Source organism: Psychromonas sp. SP041 (genome assembly GCF_000470315.2).
In the GTDB taxonomy this organism is placed as follows: Bacteria; Pseudomonadota; Gammaproteobacteria; order Enterobacterales; family Psychromonadaceae; genus Psychromonas.
The window spans coordinates 1-17299 of record NZ_CBRF02000011.1; the positions used below are offsets into that span (position 1 = coordinate 1).

The window sequence follows — 17299 nt, forward strand, 5'->3', positions numbered from 1 at the left end:
CGCCACTCGTCAGCAAAGTAGCAAGCTACTTTCTGTTACCGTTCGACTTGCATGTGTTAAGCCTGCCGCCAGCGTTCAATCTGAGCCATGATCAAACTCTTCAATTTAAAGTTTAATTTGCACTTAATTAAAAGTGCGACTCAATACTACTGACTAAAACTTACTGCTAATGACTTATATAAATATAAGCAATTAACAATTTATTATTCTGAAATAATGAATTATTTCGTGTGTCACTATTATTGATGTTGCCTTTACAAGAAAGGACTTTGATTTTTTTTGAAATCACATCAACAACAAGTGCTCACACAGATTGTTTGATTAAATTGTTAAAGAGCGTGCCTTTCGGCTAGGCGGCGTATATTACGCTAACCTTGAACCTTGTCAACAATTAACTTTAAAAGTTTTTGTTGGCTCAAACTCGCTGAGTTTGTTGGTTCGGACTTGGTCAGTAACTTGCGCTACATCCCGTGTCTGTGGGGCGCATTATAGGGATCGTTGAACTATTGGCAAGCGTTTTATAACGATTATTTACAATTAATTTTTATACTTACTTTGGCCACAAGTTACGCACAAAAATGACCAAGTTATCCACAGAGTTATTAAATAGTCTTAGCAATTGCAGCAAGATTATCGAATACAGCTGTTGCTAATGATTCCCCCTGTTCAGTGATATCTTTGCCTGAACGTACTAAATAGTTAGTTTTAACCCCCGCTGCGATACCAGCTTGTAGGTCAGAAACTTTATCGCCTACCAAAATTGATGCTTCTATATCTATATTAAGGTCTTCAATCGCATTTATTAACATGCCAGGTTTTGGTTTACGACAATCACAATCGATTTTAAATTCACCTTTACCTTCTTCGCTATGGTGAGGACAATAATAAATACCATCTAAATCGACACCACGATCAGACATTGACCAGTCCATCCATTCGGTTAATGTATTAAATTGCTCTTCAGTGAATAAACCACGTGCAATACCTGATTGGTTTGTAATGACAACTAGCAGGTAACCTTTTTTCTGAAGTTCAATACAGGCTTCAATAGTGCCTTCAATAAATTCGAAATCATCTCTCTGTGAAACATAGCCATTATCTTTATTAATGACACCATCTCGGTCTAAAAATATTGCGGGTTTTGCATTACTCATTTTACTTCTCTATTTCAGCGTTGTTTAATGATGTTATTATGCCATCCATTATTATCTCCTACTATCAATAAAGAGTACCTACTATGAATAGACTTATTGTTATTATTTTTATTGCCTTGGTTTCTGGCTGCAGTAATTATCAATTTCATTCCAATATTGATAAAGAAAATGTTGAAACGTACTTTAAACCATCTCAAGTAACGGTTTATGATAAAAAACAATTATTAGATCTCGAATATACTGTTTTAGGTGCAGTAGAAGGGAGTAGTTGTCAGGAAGCTGAAATAGATGTTCCTGCAAGTGAACGAGAAGCGCGTACTAAAGCAAGATTCAATGCCGCTGATATGAATGCTAACGGTATTATATTTCACTCTTGTCTCAATATTGAACGAGATGAAACCTGTGTCAGTAATGTAATTTGTTACGGACGTGCATTAGATGTAGAAATACCTGTTGATGAATAATTTTAATCATCAGGTTATAGCAACGATTCACTCTCCTTATAAAGAGAAGTTTGCAGTGCCAAGACAGCCCGGCTTAGTGCCTAGTGCAAAAGCTGAATTAGAGATATTACCGCCCTATAATGATATTAATGCTTTTAATGGGTTAGATGATTTTAGTCATTTGTGGTTAATCTTTGAATTCCATAAAAATATAGCAACCACTGATATTGAAAATGGGTGGTCTCCGACTGTGCGCCCTCCGCGCTTAGGGGGTAATAAGCGACTCGGTGTATTTGCGACTCGTAGTCCAAACCGTCCTAATTCAATTGGTTTATCATTAGTAGAGTTTCATGGATTGATTCAACGCGATGGGAAGTTATTTCTTTCATTAAGTAATATAGATTTAGTCGATGGCACACCTATTGTCGATATTAAACCTTATATTCCTTATGCAGATGCGATACCTGAGGCTAAAGCTGGCTTTGCGCAAAAATCACCAGAACTAACATTAGCAGTGAGTTTTAATGAAAAAGCTTGCTTACAACTTCAAGCGTTATCTGAACAATATCAAGATTTACAACAATTCATTATTGAAGTGTTACAACAAGATCCACGACCGGCTTATAAAAAACTAAAGCCTGATACAAAAGTTTATGCAATGCACCTTTCTGACTTTAATATTAAGTGGCAATGCACATTGGAGACGATCACTGTTTTATCTATTGAATTGGTTTAACTTAATTTTAAAAGTTGATTTTTAAAGAATTAGTTTTAAAGGATTAACTCTTAAAGATCCAGAGTTTAAAAACTTAGTTTGTATCGACCTAATGGTAAGTATCATCATTGTCATTAGGTCGTTCTGGTTTTATACTCTTATTTTGGACTTTGATAAAAGATAACCAATAACACCACCCGCTAAAGCACCAAATAAATGGCTTTCATAAGAGACATTTGGCGAGCTCGGTAATACACCAAAGACTAACCCTCCATATACTATTAAGACTAATACCGAGATAATGATATCCCTAAAATGCCTTTGTCTAAATCCGTAAACAATTAAATATCCCCACATGGCATAAACGACCCCACTCATCCCAATATGAATACTGCCACCTCGAGCAAATAACCACACTAAAGTACCAGTGCTTAATATGGACAATATAAAGACAAGCCAAAAACGCCTTAAGCTATGTAACCCAATTAAGCTTGAAAAAATAACAAAAGGAAAAAAGTTACTAATCAGATGCGCCCAACCACCATGTAAAAATGGGGCGAAGAGTATTCCCGATAAATGACTCGCTTCTCGCGGAGCAATACCAAAGCGATTAACGGTAAAAATACTATTAATAAGTAATAAAATGGCACAGAACAACATAATCGCTAAACTATGTTTTGCTGGTTTTAGATATCGTTGCATATAGGTTCCTCTTAAAGATTATGTAAAACTAACTAAATTTAGGATAAAAACACAACATTATTTAGATAAAACAGTTAACAATGCTTTAGTCCATAGCAATCGACTGCTAAAATCAGCCAACTTTTATATAAGCAATCGATAGAAAACTATCAACAAGGATCACCATGCGTACTACCAATTATTTATTATCCACTCAAAAAGAAGCACCAAGTGATGCAGTAATTGCCAGCCACCAGCTGATGTTACGCGCAGGTATGATCCGTAAATTAGCATCAGGTCTATACACTTGGTTGCCGACTGGTTTACGCGTTTTACGTAAAGTAGAAAACATTGTACGTGAAGAAATGGAACGTGCCGGCGTTGTTGAGATTTTAATGCCTGTAGTACAACCTGCTGACTTATGGCATGAAACAGGTCGTTGGGATAAATTTGGCGGTGAGTTACTACGTATTAAAGATCGTAACAACCGTGATTTCGTTTTAGGTCCAACACATGAAGAAGTAGTAACAGAGTTAGTACGTAAAGAAGTCAATAGTTACAAACAGCTACCACTTAACTTATTTCAAATTCAAACTAAATTTCGCGATGAAACCCGCCCTCGTTTTGGTGTGATGCGAGCTCGTGAATTTACAATGAAAGACGCTTACTCTTTCCACCTTGAGCAAGAATGTTTAGAAAAAACATATCAAAATATGTTTGATGCTTATTGTAAAATATTTGATCGTTTAGGATTAGAATATCGTCCAGTTATTGCTGATACCGGTAGTATCGGTGGCAGTGCTTCTCATGAGTTCCACGTATTAGCGCAAAGCGGTGAAGATGCAATTGTATTCTCTGACAAAAGTGACTACGCAGCAAATATTGAAAAAGCAGAAGCATTAGCACCTGCCTTTGACCGCCCAGCAGCAATTGCAGAGTTAACAGTAGTTGATACACCTAACGCACATACTATTGAAGAAGTATGTAACTTACTTAATGTTGAAGCATCAAAGACAGTGAAAACATTATTAGTTGAAGGTGATGCTGAAGAAGGTGAAATGGCTCCAGTAATCGCATTAGTATTACGCGGCGATCACAACTTAAATGAAGTTAAAGTTGAACATATTGAAGGGATTGCAAGTCCATTACGCTTTGCAGGCGATCAACAAATTTTAGATGCAGCGAATTGTGAAGCCGGTTCTATCGGTCCTAAAGGTTTAACTATTCGTACAATAGTTGATCGCAGTGCTGAAAAATTAGCAGATTTTATTTGTGGTGCTAATGAAAACGGTAAACACTTAACAGGCGTTAACTGGGATCGTGATATTAGCGACTATGAAGTTGCAGATTTACGTGAAGTAGTTGAAGGCGATCCAAGCCCATGTGGACAAGGTACACTATCAATTGCACGCGGCATCGAAGTTGGTCATATTTTCCAATTAGGTGATACATACGCAAAATCAATGAATGCAGCTGTATTAAACCAACAAGGTAAAAACCAAGTAATGACCATGGGTTGTTACGGAATTGGTATTTCACGTATCGTTGCTGCCGCGATTGAACAAAACAATGATCAAAACGGTATTATTTGGAATGATGCATTAGCGCCTTTCTCTGTCGTTATTGTACCAATGAATATGAAAAAATCTCATCGTGTTGCTGACTTAGCAGAGCAATATTATGCTGAATTAAAAGCAGCGGGTATTGAAGTACTACTAGATGACCGTAAAGAACGCCCTGGTATTATGTTTGCAGATGCTGAACTAATCGGTATCCCACATACACTCGTCATTGGCGATCGTAGTATTGATAACGGTGTTATTGAATATAAAGATCGTGCTTCTGGTGAGAAACAAGAAGTTAAAATTGAAGAAGTGATTGAATTTATTAAAGCAAAATTTGCTTAAATAAAATTTAACCTTTCAATATCTATTGATTAAAACCACGCCTTTACCGCGTGGTTTTTTTTCACTAAATTTCCTTTTAGAATAACTCAACAGCCTCCTTACTCTTTTTATTCAACTTTATTCATAGTAAATTAGATTAATATTAACACTCTCTTAGTTAAAGCCTAGTGACCACTTAATCAAAATAGGGTTTATATGACATACTTTTTAAGGGTTTTATTCTTACCTTTTCTTTTCACTTTATTACCTATAGCAGGTCAGGCTGATACCCCAATGTTAGAGAGCAAACTAAACAGTAACTTAAACAGCAGCTTAGATAATAAATATCAACTCAATACAGAAGCGAATCTTGATAACCATTTTTCTCCTGCTATTAATGCTTTTTGGGATAAACATGCTCAAATAAAGACATTCGACAGTGAAGTCGGTGGCACTATTAATACTGTTCACATTAAAACAGGCCAACCAAATGCAGTTGTGATAAGCCAAGGACGTAATGAGTCCGTATTAAAATATAAAGAATTAGCCTTTGATTTAAGTCACCAAGGCTATGACGTTTTTTTAATCGATCATCGCGGTCAAGGATTTTCAAGTCGTTTAGGAGGAGACCCACATCGCGGCCATGTTCAAGAGTTTGATGATTATGTTACCGACCTAACCACCTTTGTAGACTCATTACAGTTAGAACAACATTACCAGTCTCGTTTTATTTTGGCTCACTCAATGGGTAGTGCAATAAGCGCTTTATATTTAGAAGAACAACCACACCCTTTCTCTGCAGCTGTTTTATTCAGCCCTATGTTTTCTATTAATCTAGGAGCCCTCCCTGTTTTTGTTGCAAAGATAATCACTTATATCAGTAACCTAATATGCAATTGGTTTAGTGATATCGCCTGCTATGCACCAGGTGTCGGTGCTTATAAACAATCCCCTTTTGAACACAACGCATTAACTAGTAGCTCCAAACGCTTCCAATCGAGTTCAAATACGTTTAATGATGCACCTGAAACTCAACTTGGTGGGCCGACAATGCGCTGGATAAATGAAAGTTTATTTGCAACCGAAAAAGCCATTAACAACGCGTCGAAAATCAATATCCCTATGATGGTGATAAGAGGAAGCGCAGATACCGTTGTAACAGAACAAGGCCAAGATGCTTTTTTTGCCAATACAAAACATTGCAAGAGTAATAAATTAATACGTATTGAAGGTGCACAACATGAATTATTGTTAGAGCAAGATCAATACAGAATACCAGCAATAAATGAAGCACTCGATTTCTTTCAACAATCTCAACAAGGTAAACTGTCATGTATAAAATAGCCATCTCAGATCTTGATGGAACCTTACTTGGACCAGACCATAAAGTTTCAAGTAAAACTAAAGAAAGTATTCAGCAATGGAAAAACAGCGGTAGAAAGTTTGTTATCGCCACTGGGCGCCATTACATAGAGGCCAAAAAAATTCAAGATGAGTTAGGTGAGCCAATTCCACTGATCACTTCAAATGGTGCACGCATACATGATCAACATGGCAATATTATGCTAAAGCAAAACTTACCCAGTGATATCGCAACGACCATCTGTGAAAGTAGTTTCGATCCGTCAGTACAAATAAACTTATTTACAGATCAAGAGTGGTTCGCTAACTTTTCAATACAAGCGTTAACAAGCATGAGTATCGATACAGGTTTTCATTGCCAAGCAACGGACTTAAAAGTAATCGATAAGTCGAACACCATTAAAATTTTCTTTTGGGGTGATAGAGAAAAATTAGATGTGATTTATGAAACATTACATGAACAATTTGCAGATAGGGTTAACCTTACTTTCTCATTGGATAAATGCTTAGAAGTCATGGAAGCGAATACCAATAAGGGTGCAGCGGTAAATGCAATCCTTAAGAAAATGGATTTAACCACTCAACAAGCAATTGCTTTTGGTGATGGAATGAATGACGTTGAAATGTTAAAAGTAGTTGGTAAACCGATACTAATGGCTAACTCACAACAAGATCTTTTAAATGCACTACCCGATGCCGAAATCACTCAATCATCCAAAGAGCATGGTGTTGCGATTAAGATAGATGCAATTTTAAGCGTTGCTTTAAATTAGATCATTAAGCGCTAATATTGGAGTGTCTAAACCTTTAAGCTTTTAAGCTTTTAAATATCTAAACGTTTCTATCTAAAACATTAAAGCCCCATTCCGTATAAATAACAGAATGGGGCTTTAACTAAGCCAAGCTGCGTATGTAAGCTATAAAGCTACTCAGTTATTATTGTTCATCACGCTGAAAAACTAAATCAGTTGTTGTTGAAGCGGCTTCAACAAAATAATAACCACCAATAGTGAAGCCTTTTAATTGCTCAATATCCGTTATTTCGTTTTCCATGATATAACGCGCCATTAAACCGCGTGCTTTCTTTGCATAGAAACTAATAACTTTATACTGTCCATTTTTTTGATCTTTAAAAATAGGCGTTATCACTGTTGCTTTTAACGCTTTAGTTTTAACGGCTTTAAAGTACTCATTAGAAGCTAAGTTAACTAAATATGCAGAATCTTGAGCTGCTAGCTGTTTATTTAATTGCTCAGTGATTAAATCACCCCAGAATTGATAAAGGTTTGTACCACGTTCATTATCTAAACGAGTCCCCATTTCAAGTCTGTACGCTAGCATTAAATCTAAAGGGCGTAATAAACCATATAAACCGGATAGAATGCGTAAGTTCTGTTGTGCATATTGCAATGCAGTTTCATTTAACGTTTCGGCATCTAAACCAGTATAAACATCACCTTTAAAAGCGAACAAACATTGTTTAGCATCTTTAGTTAATGAAAAAGGTGTTTTCCATTCTGCAAAACGCGCTACATTTAATCCTGCAATTTTATCGCTTACTTTCATTAATGAAGCGACATCTTGCATTGATAATTCTTGGCAACGGTTTATTAATAACTGACTTTGTTTTAATAAATTTGCTTCTGTAAATTCAGAAGTCGTCGCCGGTGTTTCAAAATCTAACGTTTTAGCCGGAGAGATAACAACTATCATATTTTTTCCTAATCTATCAATATCAGTTAATGGTTAAATGACTTAAACTGTTGGGTTTTGATTCAGTACCTATTTCCAATTTAATCATCAAACGTAAATCATTTTCTGAATCCGCATGAGCTAATGCTTCAACATAACTTATTCTACCATCTGAATATAATTTAAATAAAGCTTGGTCAAAGGTTTGCATTCCATGTTCTGTCGATGACGTCATGATCTGTTTCAGTTCATGTAATTCACCTTTACGAATGGCATTTGCAACCGTCGGCGTATTAAATAAAATTTCAAAGGCTGCTCTGCTCCCTTTACCATCTGGCGTAGGAATTAATTGTTGAGCCACAATCGCTTTTAAGTTAACAGACAAATCATACAAAAATTGGCGGTGCACTTCTTTAGGTACTAAATGTAAAATGCGGTCTAACGCTTGGTTTGCATTATTTGCATGCAGAGTCGCCATACAAAGGTGCCCTGTCCCAGCAAAATTTAAAGCGAACTCCATCGTTTCACGCGTTCTGATTTCACCTTGAACAATGACATCTGGCGCTTGACGCAATGAGTTACGCAATGCTTCGTCGAAAGATTCAGTATCTAACCCAACTTCTCTTTGTGTAATAACAGAGCGAGCATGTTCATGTATAAATTCAATCGGATCTTCAACAGTAAAAATATGTCCCGATGCATGTGTATTGCGGTAACCAATCATTGCTGCTTGGGTACTTGATTTACCGGCACCTGTCGCTCCAACAAATAAGATTAAACCGCGTTTAGCCATGCAAGCATCTTTTAATTGCTCAGGTAATAGTAGGTCATTAAAAGTGGGGATTTTTTCTTGGATTCGACGTACCACCATACCTGGCGAGTCTTTTTGCATAAAAGCACTAATACGAAAACGTCCGATACTTGGAATATGTAGTGCAAAGTTAGCTTCTTTTTTACGTTTAAATTCAATGAAGCTATCGTCGTCCAATGCACTTTCTAATAAATCATAAATATCATCGGCCATAAGGTCATCTTCTGATAACGACTCTAACCGACCATTTAATTTAATAGTTGGAGGAAGGCCAACAGAAATATATAAGTCAGATCCTTTTGATTTATGTAAATAACTTAATAATCTATCTAACATAGTTACCTCTTAAAATGTTTTAGGATCCATCGCTTTTGATGCGGCATCTTCATAAGATGCGACTCCTTGAGCAACTAAGTCACGAAGACATTGATCAAGTGTTTGCATGCCGTGTATTTTACCAGTTTGAATAACTGAATACATTTGCGCGACTTTATCTTCACGGATTAAGTTTCGAATAGCCGGAACACAAATCATGATTTCATGTGCAGCAACTCGCCCCCCACCATTCTTTTTCAATAATGTTTGTGAAATAACAGCACGTAGCGACTCAGATAACATTGAACGTACCATCGCTTTTTCTGCAGCAGGGAATACATCGACAATACGACTAATGGTTTTAGCAGCAGATGTTGTATGCAAAGTACCAAACACTAAATGACCGGTTTCAGCCGCAGTTAATGCTAAACGAATTGTTTCAAGGTCACGCATTTCACCAATAAGAATAACATCGGGATCTTCACGTAATGCACTACGTAATGCCATATCAAAACTTAAGGTATCTTTATGTATTTCACGTTGGTTAATTAATGATTTTTTAGTAGAGTGAACAAACTCGATAGGATCTTCAATGGTTAGGATATGTTCATTTCGAGATTCATTAATGTAGTCAATCATTGCTGCAAGTGTCGTCGATTTACCCGAACCAGTAGGACCAGTAACTAACACTAAACCACGAGGATAATCTGAAATATCTTTAAAGATAGCAGGCGCGTTAATGTCATCTAATGTTAATACTTCACTAGGAATAGTACGAAATACAGCGGCTGCACCACGGTTTTGATTAAAGGCATTAACACGAAAACGTGCTAGCTCTTTAATTTCAAAAGAAAAATCGGTTTCAAGCTGCTCTTCAAAGTCCTTACGCTGCTTATCATTCATGATGTCATATATTAAACTATGTACTTCTTTATGCTCTAATGCGGGCATATTTATTTTACGTACTTCACCATCTACACGAATCATTGGAGGAACACCTGCAGAAAGGTGTAGATCTGATGCTTTATGCTTTACACTAAAGGCTAATAATTCCGTTATATCCATAATTTAAAATCCTAATAATATGACTAATATACCTAACAATATCGTAGCTGTTGAACAAAAAATAGCTCAAGCTAGTACAAATGCACAACGCCAAGACACAGTGCGGTTATTAGCAGTCAGTAAAACCAAACCGGTTTCATTAATTAAACAAGCATTTGCACAAGGTTTATCTCACTTTGGAGAAAATTATGTGCAAGAAAGTATAGAAAAAATTCAACAAATCAAAACAGATAGTTATTTTGATAGACCAATTCATTGGTATTTTATTGGTCCACTACAATCCAACAAGACTCGCCCAGTGGCAGAAAATTTTGATTGGGTACAAAGTGTAGACCGTTTAAAGATAGCACAAAGATTGAATGAGCAACGCCCAGAAAGCTTGCCAGTTCTCAATATTTGCTTACAAGTTAATATTAGTGGAGAAGAAAGCAAATCGGGTACTACTTTATCACAAGTAATTGAATTAGCATCACAAGTGCAAGATCTTCCACGGTTAAAACTTCGTGGTATTATGGCGATTCCACAAAAGAGTAATGACCCAGAAGTTGTCGAACAACAATTTCTAGCATTACATAAAATATATCAAACGTTACAACAGCAGTATCCCGACATTGATACCTTATCCATGGGCATGAGCGGTGATTTAGAAAGTGCAATTAAATGCGGCAGTACGATGGTTCGTATTGGTACTGATATTTTTGGTTCAAGATAAAAATTAATAGTAAGGAATAATTAAATGCAACATAAAAACATCACCTTCATTGGTGCAGGTAACATGGCAGGCAGCATCATTAATGGTTTAGTTAAGAGCGGCTACCCTGCAAAGCAAATTTGTGCTTCTGCACCTAGTTTAACCAACACACAAAAATTAGCTGATGAACTTTCAATACTAAATAGCCAAGATAATAACCAATCAGCGCAATGGGCTGATGTTGTTGTCTTAGGTGTTAAACCACAAATGATGGCAACCGTTTGTCATACTTTAGTGGATGCAGGCGTTGATTTTTCTAACAAATTAGTAATATCAATTGCTGCTGGTGTTTCTGTTGCACGATTACAATCAATATTAGGTGACAATACCGCGGTGATCCGCACCATGCCAAATACACCGTCATTATTGCAAAAGGGTATGACAGGCTTATTTGCCTCACAACAAGTATCAAAAGAAGATAAAGCATTTTCTGGTGAATTAATGGCGGCAGTAGGCGAAATAGTTTGGGTAGAAGAAGAAGCTCAAATTAATGGTGTAATTGCAGCGGCAGGTTCGGCTCCTGCTTATTTCTTCTTATTTATGGAAGCAATGCAAACTAAAGCAATGGAAATGGGTTTTAGTGAAGAAGATGCACGCTTACTAGTACAGCAAGCTGCTATTGGTAGTGCTGAAATGGTAAAACAAAACCCACAATTGGATTTAGCAACACTGCGTAATAACGTCATTTCAAAAGGCGGCACAACAGCAGAGGCTGTGCGTACTTTTAACGAATTAGCTTTGCCTGAAATTGTAGGAAAAGCAATGCAAGCTGCGTCAGACCGTGGCGCTGAAATGGAAAAATTGTTTTAATAGCTGTATTTAATGGTTCTGTATTTTAAAGTCAGTATTGTAAAAACTTGAGTTTAATAACGCGGTATTTAAAGTACCGAACTTGATAAATCAAATATGTAATAGTCGTATAAAAGGTAGTAAATAAATGAATGCTGTTAATTTTTTAATCGATACTGTGTTTGACCTGTATTTGATGATTGTATTGTTACGAGTTTGGTTACAATTAGCTCGTGCGGATTTTTATAATCCCTTTAGCCAATTTATTGTAAAAGCAACCCAGCCTATTGTCGCGCCATTACGTCGTTTCATACCAGGTTATGGTGGTTTAGATATTGCGACTATATTGTTTGCATTTGTTGTCGCTGCCGGAAAGATATTGGTATTGAGTGCCATATTAAATTACTCAATTGACCCAATGGTTATATTAATATCAGCCTTGTTTATTTTGATCACCGCAGTGTTCAAACTATTATTCTGGATATTAGTGATACGCGCAATCTTAAGCTGGGTGAGTAAAGGTCAAAATCCAATTGAAGCGGTGATGATTCAATTAACTGAACCATTATTAAGCCCTGTTCGTCGCATTATTCCTTCAATGGGTGGTTTAGACTTATCAATGCTTGTTGTATTACTGGGGCTTCAGTTTGTAGAAAAACTAGTGACCGACTTGCTTGCACAGTTATTAGGTTAAATGACGATTAATATTCAAAGCATGAATGTTCAAAGCATGAATGTTCAAAGCATGAATGTTCAAAGCACTAATGTTCCAGCTATTAACAAGCAAAGAATAGTAATGAGCATATTTTAATGAGCGACTATTATTCATATCAAGGCGAAGATTTATTGCTTCGCCTATATCTACAACCTAAAGCTAGCCGAGATCAATTTGTTGGCCAGCATGGTGAAGAATTGAAAATAGCGATTACAGCACCACCTATTGATGGTAAAGCTAATGCGCATTTAGTGAAGTTTTTAAGTAAACAATTTAACGTAGCAAAAAGTGCAATTAGTGTAGAAAAAGGCTTACAAAGTCGACATAAATTATGTTCGAATTAAACAACCTAAAAACCTACCTTCACTTTTTTCGCAATAAGGGATTATATGTTTCGCTCAATGATTATATTTAAAACGTTGTTTTTAAGTTTACTATTATTAACCAGTTCAATGGTAACAGCTGAACAATTTAAAAAGTTTGCTAACCTTGAGGTTCATTACATCGCCATTCCAAGCACCTTTATTCAGCCTGAAGTTGCAACACAATACAAAATCATACGAAGTAAAAATAATGGTTTATTAAATATTTCGATACTTGATACGAGACAAAATAACCAAGCGGTAGCTGCCACGTTGAAAGGCACAGGCAAAAACTTAATTGGTCAAACTCATCAACTAACATTTACACAAATAAAAGAAGGCAAGGCGATTTATTATATTGCTGAATACCCTTTTACTAATGAAGAAATCGTTAATTTTGAAATTAACCTAAAAACAGAAACAAAATCGAATACGCTTAAATTTCAACATAAATTCTATGTTGATTAAGGAAAACACATGAAACAAAAATGGGTACTTGCCACCGGCAATCAAGGCAAAGTAAAAGAGATGAGTGAGCTATTAAACAGCTTTTCAATTGAAGTATTACCACAAAGCCAATTTAATGTGCCAGATGTCCCTGAAACAGGTACTACTTTTGTAGAGAATGCGATTATCAAAGCTCGCCATGCATCAAAATTAACGGGCTTACCAGCTATTGCTGATGATTCAGGGTTAGAGGTGGATTTTCTGAATGGCCAACCGGGCATTTATTCTGCTCGTTATGCAGGTGAAACAGCAACAGACCAAGACAATATTGATAAGCTACTTAATAAGCTTGAAGGTATTAACCCAGAACAACGTAAAGCACGCTTCCAATGTGTTCTAGTGTACCTACGTCACGCGTTAGATCCTACACCGATTATATGCCAAGGTACTTGGGAAGGCAGTATTACTGAAAGTGTTGAAGGTAAGAATGGGTTTGGTTATGACCCTGTGTTTTGGATTGAAAGCGAGCAATCTACTTCAGCACAATTAGACAAGCAACGTAAAAGTGAATTAAGTCATCGCGGTAAAGCATTAACACAATTAGTTAATTTGTTAAAAGAACAGTTATCAGCTTAGCGCTATTGTTTTTTCTTTACACTTTGCAGTTTACATTATTAATTGCATTACATTTTGAAGCGACCATTTAGGTCGCTTTTTAGATTGGATAAATCATGTTACAGCTACCCCCTCTCAGTTTATATATTCATATTCCATGGTGCATTGAAAAATGTCCTTATTGCGACTTTAACTCTCATAAACTACGCGGTGAAATCCCAGAGAAAGAATATTTAACCGCGCTTATTGATGACCTAAGACAAGACCTCAGTTTTGTTCAAGGACGTGATTTATTCAGTATTTTTATTGGAGGAGGTACGCCTAGCTTAATATCTGCTGCGGGTATTAAATGGTTGCTGGAAAACGTTCAGAACTTGATTCCCTTTAAGGCCGATATTGAAATAACGCTAGAAGCAAATCCAGGTGCGATTGAGAATCAAAAAATTGCTGATTTTAAAGAAGCCGGCGTTAATCGTTTTTCATTTGGCGTTCAAAGTTTTCAGCAAGAAAAGTTGACTAAACTAGGCCGAATACATGGTGTAGAAGAAGCAAAAACAGCGGCTAAACAAGCACATCATGTCGGCATGAAAACATTTAATCTTGATTTGATGCATGGCTTGCCAGACCAAAGCCTAGAAGATGCGATGAGCGATTTAGAAACGGCAATTGCCTTAAAACCCACTCACCTTTCATGGTACCAACTGACCATTGAACCGAATACCCAATATTTTTCACACCCTCCTACATTGCCTGATGATGAAACACTGTGGGCTATACAACTGGAAGGGGTAAAACTATTAGCTGAGCATGGTTATCAACAATATGAAATTTCTGGTTATAGTCAAGAGAACTGGGAATGTCAGCATAATTTAAATTATTGGCGCTTTGGTGATTATTTAGGTATTGGTTGTGGTGCACACGGCAAAATATCATTACCGCTAGAAAACAAGATATTACGAACGACAAAGATAAAGCACCCTAAAGGATACTTAGATCCACAACGCGCTTATATGGATGATTATAATACCGTGCAAAAAGAGGATCTTGTCTTTGAATATATGATGAATCGATTGCGCTTGATGGAAGCAATTCCATTTTCAGAATTTGAAGATTACACCGGTTTACAGCGCAGTGTATTAGACAAGCAATTACAAGAAGCGATCAATAAAAATTTAATAACCGTTGCAGAGGATACGTGCCAAGTAACTCCTTTCGGGCATCGATACTTAAATGAATTGTTAACCATTTTTATGGAGTAATTAGCCCTCACTAAAGAGCTTATTGTTAGACTTCCATGGATTTTTCAGAAAAATAACCGTTACTATTTCATTCCGACCTAGTAACGGTTTTAATGATTAACGCAGCGCATTATGTAAAATGACATATAAAATGTGATGCAAAATATTAAGCAAAACGAGACCGATCATGCGCTTGCATAAAGTCAACTACAGGACCAACAGGAATAATACGAGTTGGGTTAATGGTTTCATGTGAACCATAATAATGCGCTTTGATATAATCAATATCGACGGTACTTGCAATGCCTTCATGTTGGTATAAATCACGAACATAATTCGACAGAGAGGGATAATCAGCAATTCGCTTTTTATTACATTTAAAGTGCCCAACATAGGCAGCATCAAAACGTATTAAAGTAGTAAATAAACGCCAATCAGCTTCTGTTAACTGCTTACCCAACAAATAACGCTGTGTCCTTAAACGCAACTCTACTTTATCTAACGCCTCAAACACGGCATCAACAGCTCCTTCATAAGCCGCTTGAGTGGTAGCAAAACCTGCACGGTAAACCCCATTATTAATATCTCGGTATATCCAATCGTTTACTTCATTAATCTCATCTTGAGCATGTTCAGGATAATAATCTCCTTCAGAGGCGCCAACACCATCAAATGCACTATTAAACATACGAATAATATCTGCCGACTCGTTGCTGACGATCGTTTGTTGCTGTTTATCCCATAAAATGGGTACCGTGACACGCCCTGAATAAGTGGGATCTGCCAAGGTATATAACTCATAAACCAATGAAACATGATTAACAGTATCTTTAATAACACCCGGTCCCGGCTTAAAGGTCCAACCCTGCTCAGCCATTAGAGAATTCACGACAGAGATATCAATCATTGATTGCAAACCTTTTAGCTCTCTAAAGATCAAAGTGCGATGCGCCCAAGGACAAGCTAACGAAACATATAAATGATAACGCCCTGCTTCTGCTTTAAAGCCGGCTTTACCCGTTGGCCCTGCTTGACCATCTGCTGTGATCCAGTTTCTAAATTGTGCTTCACTCCTCACAAATTTACCATTGCTTGATTTGGTATCGTACCATTGGTTATGCCACTGCCCGTCTACTAATAACCCCATGACTTACTCCTCACTATCTGTTTTTTCATAACACTTCAGTGATCATTTAAAGTTTCTGTCCATTTAAATCACTCGATCATTTAAAGTTTCTGACCATTTAAAACTTCTGAACATTTAAATTAAAAATGCACACTGAGTTTTATATTTCATATACATGCCAATTCATTGGCTTTTGCTTAAATTAACTTAAGCAAATTTACCTTGATTAAAATCGTCAAAAGCTTGCAATAGTTGATCCCTTGTATTCATAACAAAAGGGCCATGACGCGCAATAGGTTCATTGAAAGGTTTGCCAGCAATTAACAAAAATCGACTTCCCTCTACCCCGCTTTGCAAACAAACTTGCTCTCCGTTAGTTAAAACAGCTAACTTCTGTGCTTCTATAGCAGTGTTGCTTTGTTCACTTTGAACAGTCACTTCACCTTCGATAACATAGATGAATGCATTATGATCTAGCGTAATCGATTGTGTTAACACTTGCCCTGCAGATAAATGAACATCCAAATATAAAGGTTCGCTATGAACATTGGTTACAGCGCCTATCGTGCCTTGATTGGTTGTCCCTGCAATAACATTTATTTGGCCGCCATTCGTTAATTGTTCGCACGCCATCGAATGTGGTAAAAATTCTTGGTATTGAGGTTCATTCATTTTTGCATGGCTCGGTAGATTCACCCATAACTGAAAACCTTTTAATAAACCATCTTCTTGCTCTGGCATTTCTGAATGCAAAATACCTTTACCTGCGGTCATCCATTGCACACCACCCGGCTCAATGACACCTTCATTGCCAGCACTGTCTTTGTGACGCATTTTTCCATTCAGTAAATAAGTCACGGTTTCAAACCCTCGATGAGGATGCGTTGGAAAACCACCAATATAATCTTCAGCTTGGTCACTTTCAAAACAGTCTAGTAACAAAAAGGGATCCAACATCTCCAGCTGCGGAGAGCCTATAATACGCGTTAACTTAACGCCGTCACCATCAGAAGTTTTAACACCAGAAACAATTTTTTTAACACTACGCTCACTCGGTTTTACTGAGCTTTGCAGGGCGTTATGCATTGCGGTATTTGTTATATGATTCATATTTCACCTCTGTTACTGTTCT

18 protein-coding genes, 1 rRNA gene and 1 pseudogene are annotated in these 17299 nt (G+C 36.8%); 12 read left to right on the forward strand and 8 right to left on the reverse strand.

The annotated features are described in order from the left end of the window. Together SP041_RS07695 and gmhB are read right to left on the reverse strand one after the other, a co-directional pair. Nucleotides 1-107 (reverse strand): 16S ribosomal RNA (locus SP041_RS07695); the annotation flags it as partial. A 495-nt stretch (nt 108-602) separates the two neighbouring features. After that, complete coding sequence (gmhB, locus tag SP041_RS07700; RefSeq protein ID WP_025565425.1) at nt 603-1154, reverse strand: D-glycero-beta-D-manno-heptose 1,7-bisphosphate 7-phosphatase; 552 nt, start codon at nt 1152-1154, stop codon at nt 603-605. Between the two features lie 83 nt (nt 1155-1237). Here gmhB and rcsF point away from each other — a divergent pair, with 83 nt between their 5' ends. Together rcsF and tsaA are read left to right on the forward strand one after the other, a co-directional pair. Next, nucleotides 1238-1618 (forward strand): Rcs stress response system protein RcsF, encoded by a 381-nt coding sequence (gene rcsF, locus SP041_RS07705; RefSeq protein ID WP_025565426.1) that lies wholly within the window; start codon nt 1238-1240, stop codon nt 1616-1618. After that, nucleotides 1611-2333 carry a tRNA (N6-threonylcarbamoyladenosine(37)-N6)-methyltransferase TrmO gene (tsaA, locus tag SP041_RS07710; protein ID WP_025565427.1) on the forward strand — a complete coding sequence of 241 codons (723 nt, stop codon included), beginning with the start codon at nt 1611-1613 and terminating at the stop codon, nt 2331-2333. The genes rcsF and tsaA overlap by 8 nt, the downstream gene beginning before the upstream one ends. Before the next feature lie 129 nt (nt 2334-2462). On the opposite strand, the gene SP041_RS07715 is transcribed toward tsaA, so the two are convergent. Continuing rightward, nucleotides 2463-3014 (reverse strand): rhomboid family intramembrane serine protease, encoded by a 552-nt coding sequence (locus SP041_RS07715; protein ID WP_025565428.1) that lies wholly within the window; start codon nt 3012-3014, stop codon nt 2463-2465. 164 nt (nt 3015-3178) lie between these two features. On the opposite strand from SP041_RS07715, the gene SP041_RS07720 reads away from it, so the two are divergent. From SP041_RS07720 to SP041_RS07730, 3 genes are all read left to right on the forward strand, one after another. After that, nucleotides 3179-4900 (forward strand): proline--tRNA ligase, encoded by a 1722-nt coding sequence (locus SP041_RS07720; protein WP_025565429.1) that lies wholly within the window; start codon nt 3179-3181, stop codon nt 4898-4900. 195 nt (nt 4901-5095) lie between these two features. Then, complete coding sequence (locus tag SP041_RS07725) at nt 5096-6223, forward strand: alpha/beta fold hydrolase (protein ID WP_025565430.1); 1128 nt, start codon at nt 5096-5098, stop codon at nt 6221-6223. Beyond that, nucleotides 6211-7014, forward strand: coding sequence for a Cof-type HAD-IIB family hydrolase (locus tag SP041_RS07730; RefSeq protein ID WP_025565432.1), 804 nt, complete (start codon nt 6211-6213; stop codon nt 7012-7014). Before SP041_RS07725 ends, SP041_RS07730 begins: the two co-directional genes overlap by 13 nt. 163 nt (nt 7015-7177) lie before the next feature. Here the strand turns inward: SP041_RS07730 and yaaA are convergent, their stop codons facing one another. Genes yaaA through SP041_RS07745 form a run of 3 tightly spaced genes read right to left on the reverse strand, consistent with a single transcriptional unit; the run spans nt 7178 to nt 10124 of the window. Next, entirely contained in the window at nt 7178-7954 is a 777-nt protein-coding gene (yaaA, locus tag SP041_RS07735; RefSeq protein WP_025565433.1) for a peroxide stress protein YaaA, read from the reverse strand. Between the two features lie 22 nt (nt 7955-7976). Then, nucleotides 7977-9080 (reverse strand): PilT/PilU family type 4a pilus ATPase, encoded by a 1104-nt coding sequence (locus SP041_RS07740; protein ID WP_025565434.1) that lies wholly within the window; start codon nt 9078-9080, stop codon nt 7977-7979. Nucleotides 9081-9089: 9 nt separating this feature from the next. Then, nucleotides 9090-10124 (reverse strand): type IV pilus twitching motility protein PilT, encoded by a 1035-nt coding sequence (locus tag SP041_RS07745; RefSeq protein WP_025565435.1) that lies wholly within the window; start codon nt 10122-10124, stop codon nt 9090-9092. Between the two features lie 19 nt (nt 10125-10143). Between SP041_RS07745 and SP041_RS07750 the strand changes: the two genes are divergently transcribed. The 7 genes and pseudogenes from SP041_RS07750 (at nt 10144) to hemW (ending at nt 15062) form a co-directional block, all read left to right on the forward strand. Next, nucleotides 10144-10836 (forward strand): YggS family pyridoxal phosphate-dependent enzyme, encoded by a 693-nt coding sequence (locus SP041_RS07750; RefSeq protein WP_025565436.1) that lies wholly within the window; start codon nt 10144-10146, stop codon nt 10834-10836. 24 nt (nt 10837-10860) lie between these two features. Beyond that, on the forward strand, nt 10861-11685 hold the full coding sequence (gene proC / locus SP041_RS07755) for a pyrroline-5-carboxylate reductase (RefSeq protein ID WP_025565437.1): 825 nt from the start codon (nt 10861-10863) through the stop codon (nt 11683-11685). 127 nt (nt 11686-11812) lie between these two features. Next, entirely contained in the window at nt 11813-12358 is a 546-nt protein-coding gene (locus tag SP041_RS07760) for a YggT family protein (protein WP_025565438.1), read from the forward strand. A 116-nt stretch (nt 12359-12474) separates the two neighbouring features. Continuing rightward, nucleotides 12475-12760 (forward strand): annotated as a pseudogene (yggU, locus tag SP041_RS07765) (DUF167 family protein YggU). Between the two features lie 8 nt (nt 12761-12768). Continuing rightward, nucleotides 12769-13209 (forward strand): DUF4426 domain-containing protein, encoded by a 441-nt coding sequence (locus SP041_RS07770; RefSeq protein ID WP_137297524.1) that lies wholly within the window; start codon nt 12769-12771, stop codon nt 13207-13209. Nucleotides 13210-13218: 9 nt separating this feature from the next. Further along, on the forward strand, nt 13219-13824 hold the full coding sequence (locus SP041_RS07775) for an XTP/dITP diphosphatase (RefSeq protein ID WP_025565440.1): 606 nt from the start codon (nt 13219-13221) through the stop codon (nt 13822-13824). A gap of 95 nt (nt 13825-13919) precedes the next feature. After that, on the forward strand, nt 13920-15062 hold the full coding sequence (gene hemW, locus SP041_RS07780; RefSeq protein WP_025565441.1) for a radical SAM family heme chaperone HemW: 1143 nt from the start codon (nt 13920-13922) through the stop codon (nt 15060-15062). A 145-nt stretch (nt 15063-15207) separates the two neighbouring features. Here the strand turns inward: hemW and SP041_RS07785 are convergent, their stop codons facing one another. Beyond that, nucleotides 15208-16188: a glutathione S-transferase family protein gene (locus tag SP041_RS07785; RefSeq protein WP_025565442.1), complete on the reverse strand. Its 981-nt coding sequence runs from the start codon at nt 16186-16188 to the stop codon at nt 15208-15210. Nucleotides 16189-16374: 186 nt separating this feature from the next. Then, on the reverse strand, nt 16375-17277 hold the full coding sequence (locus SP041_RS07790) for a pirin family protein (RefSeq protein ID WP_025565443.1): 903 nt from the start codon (nt 17275-17277) through the stop codon (nt 16375-16377). Between the last annotated feature and the right edge of the window lie 22 nt (nt 17278-17299).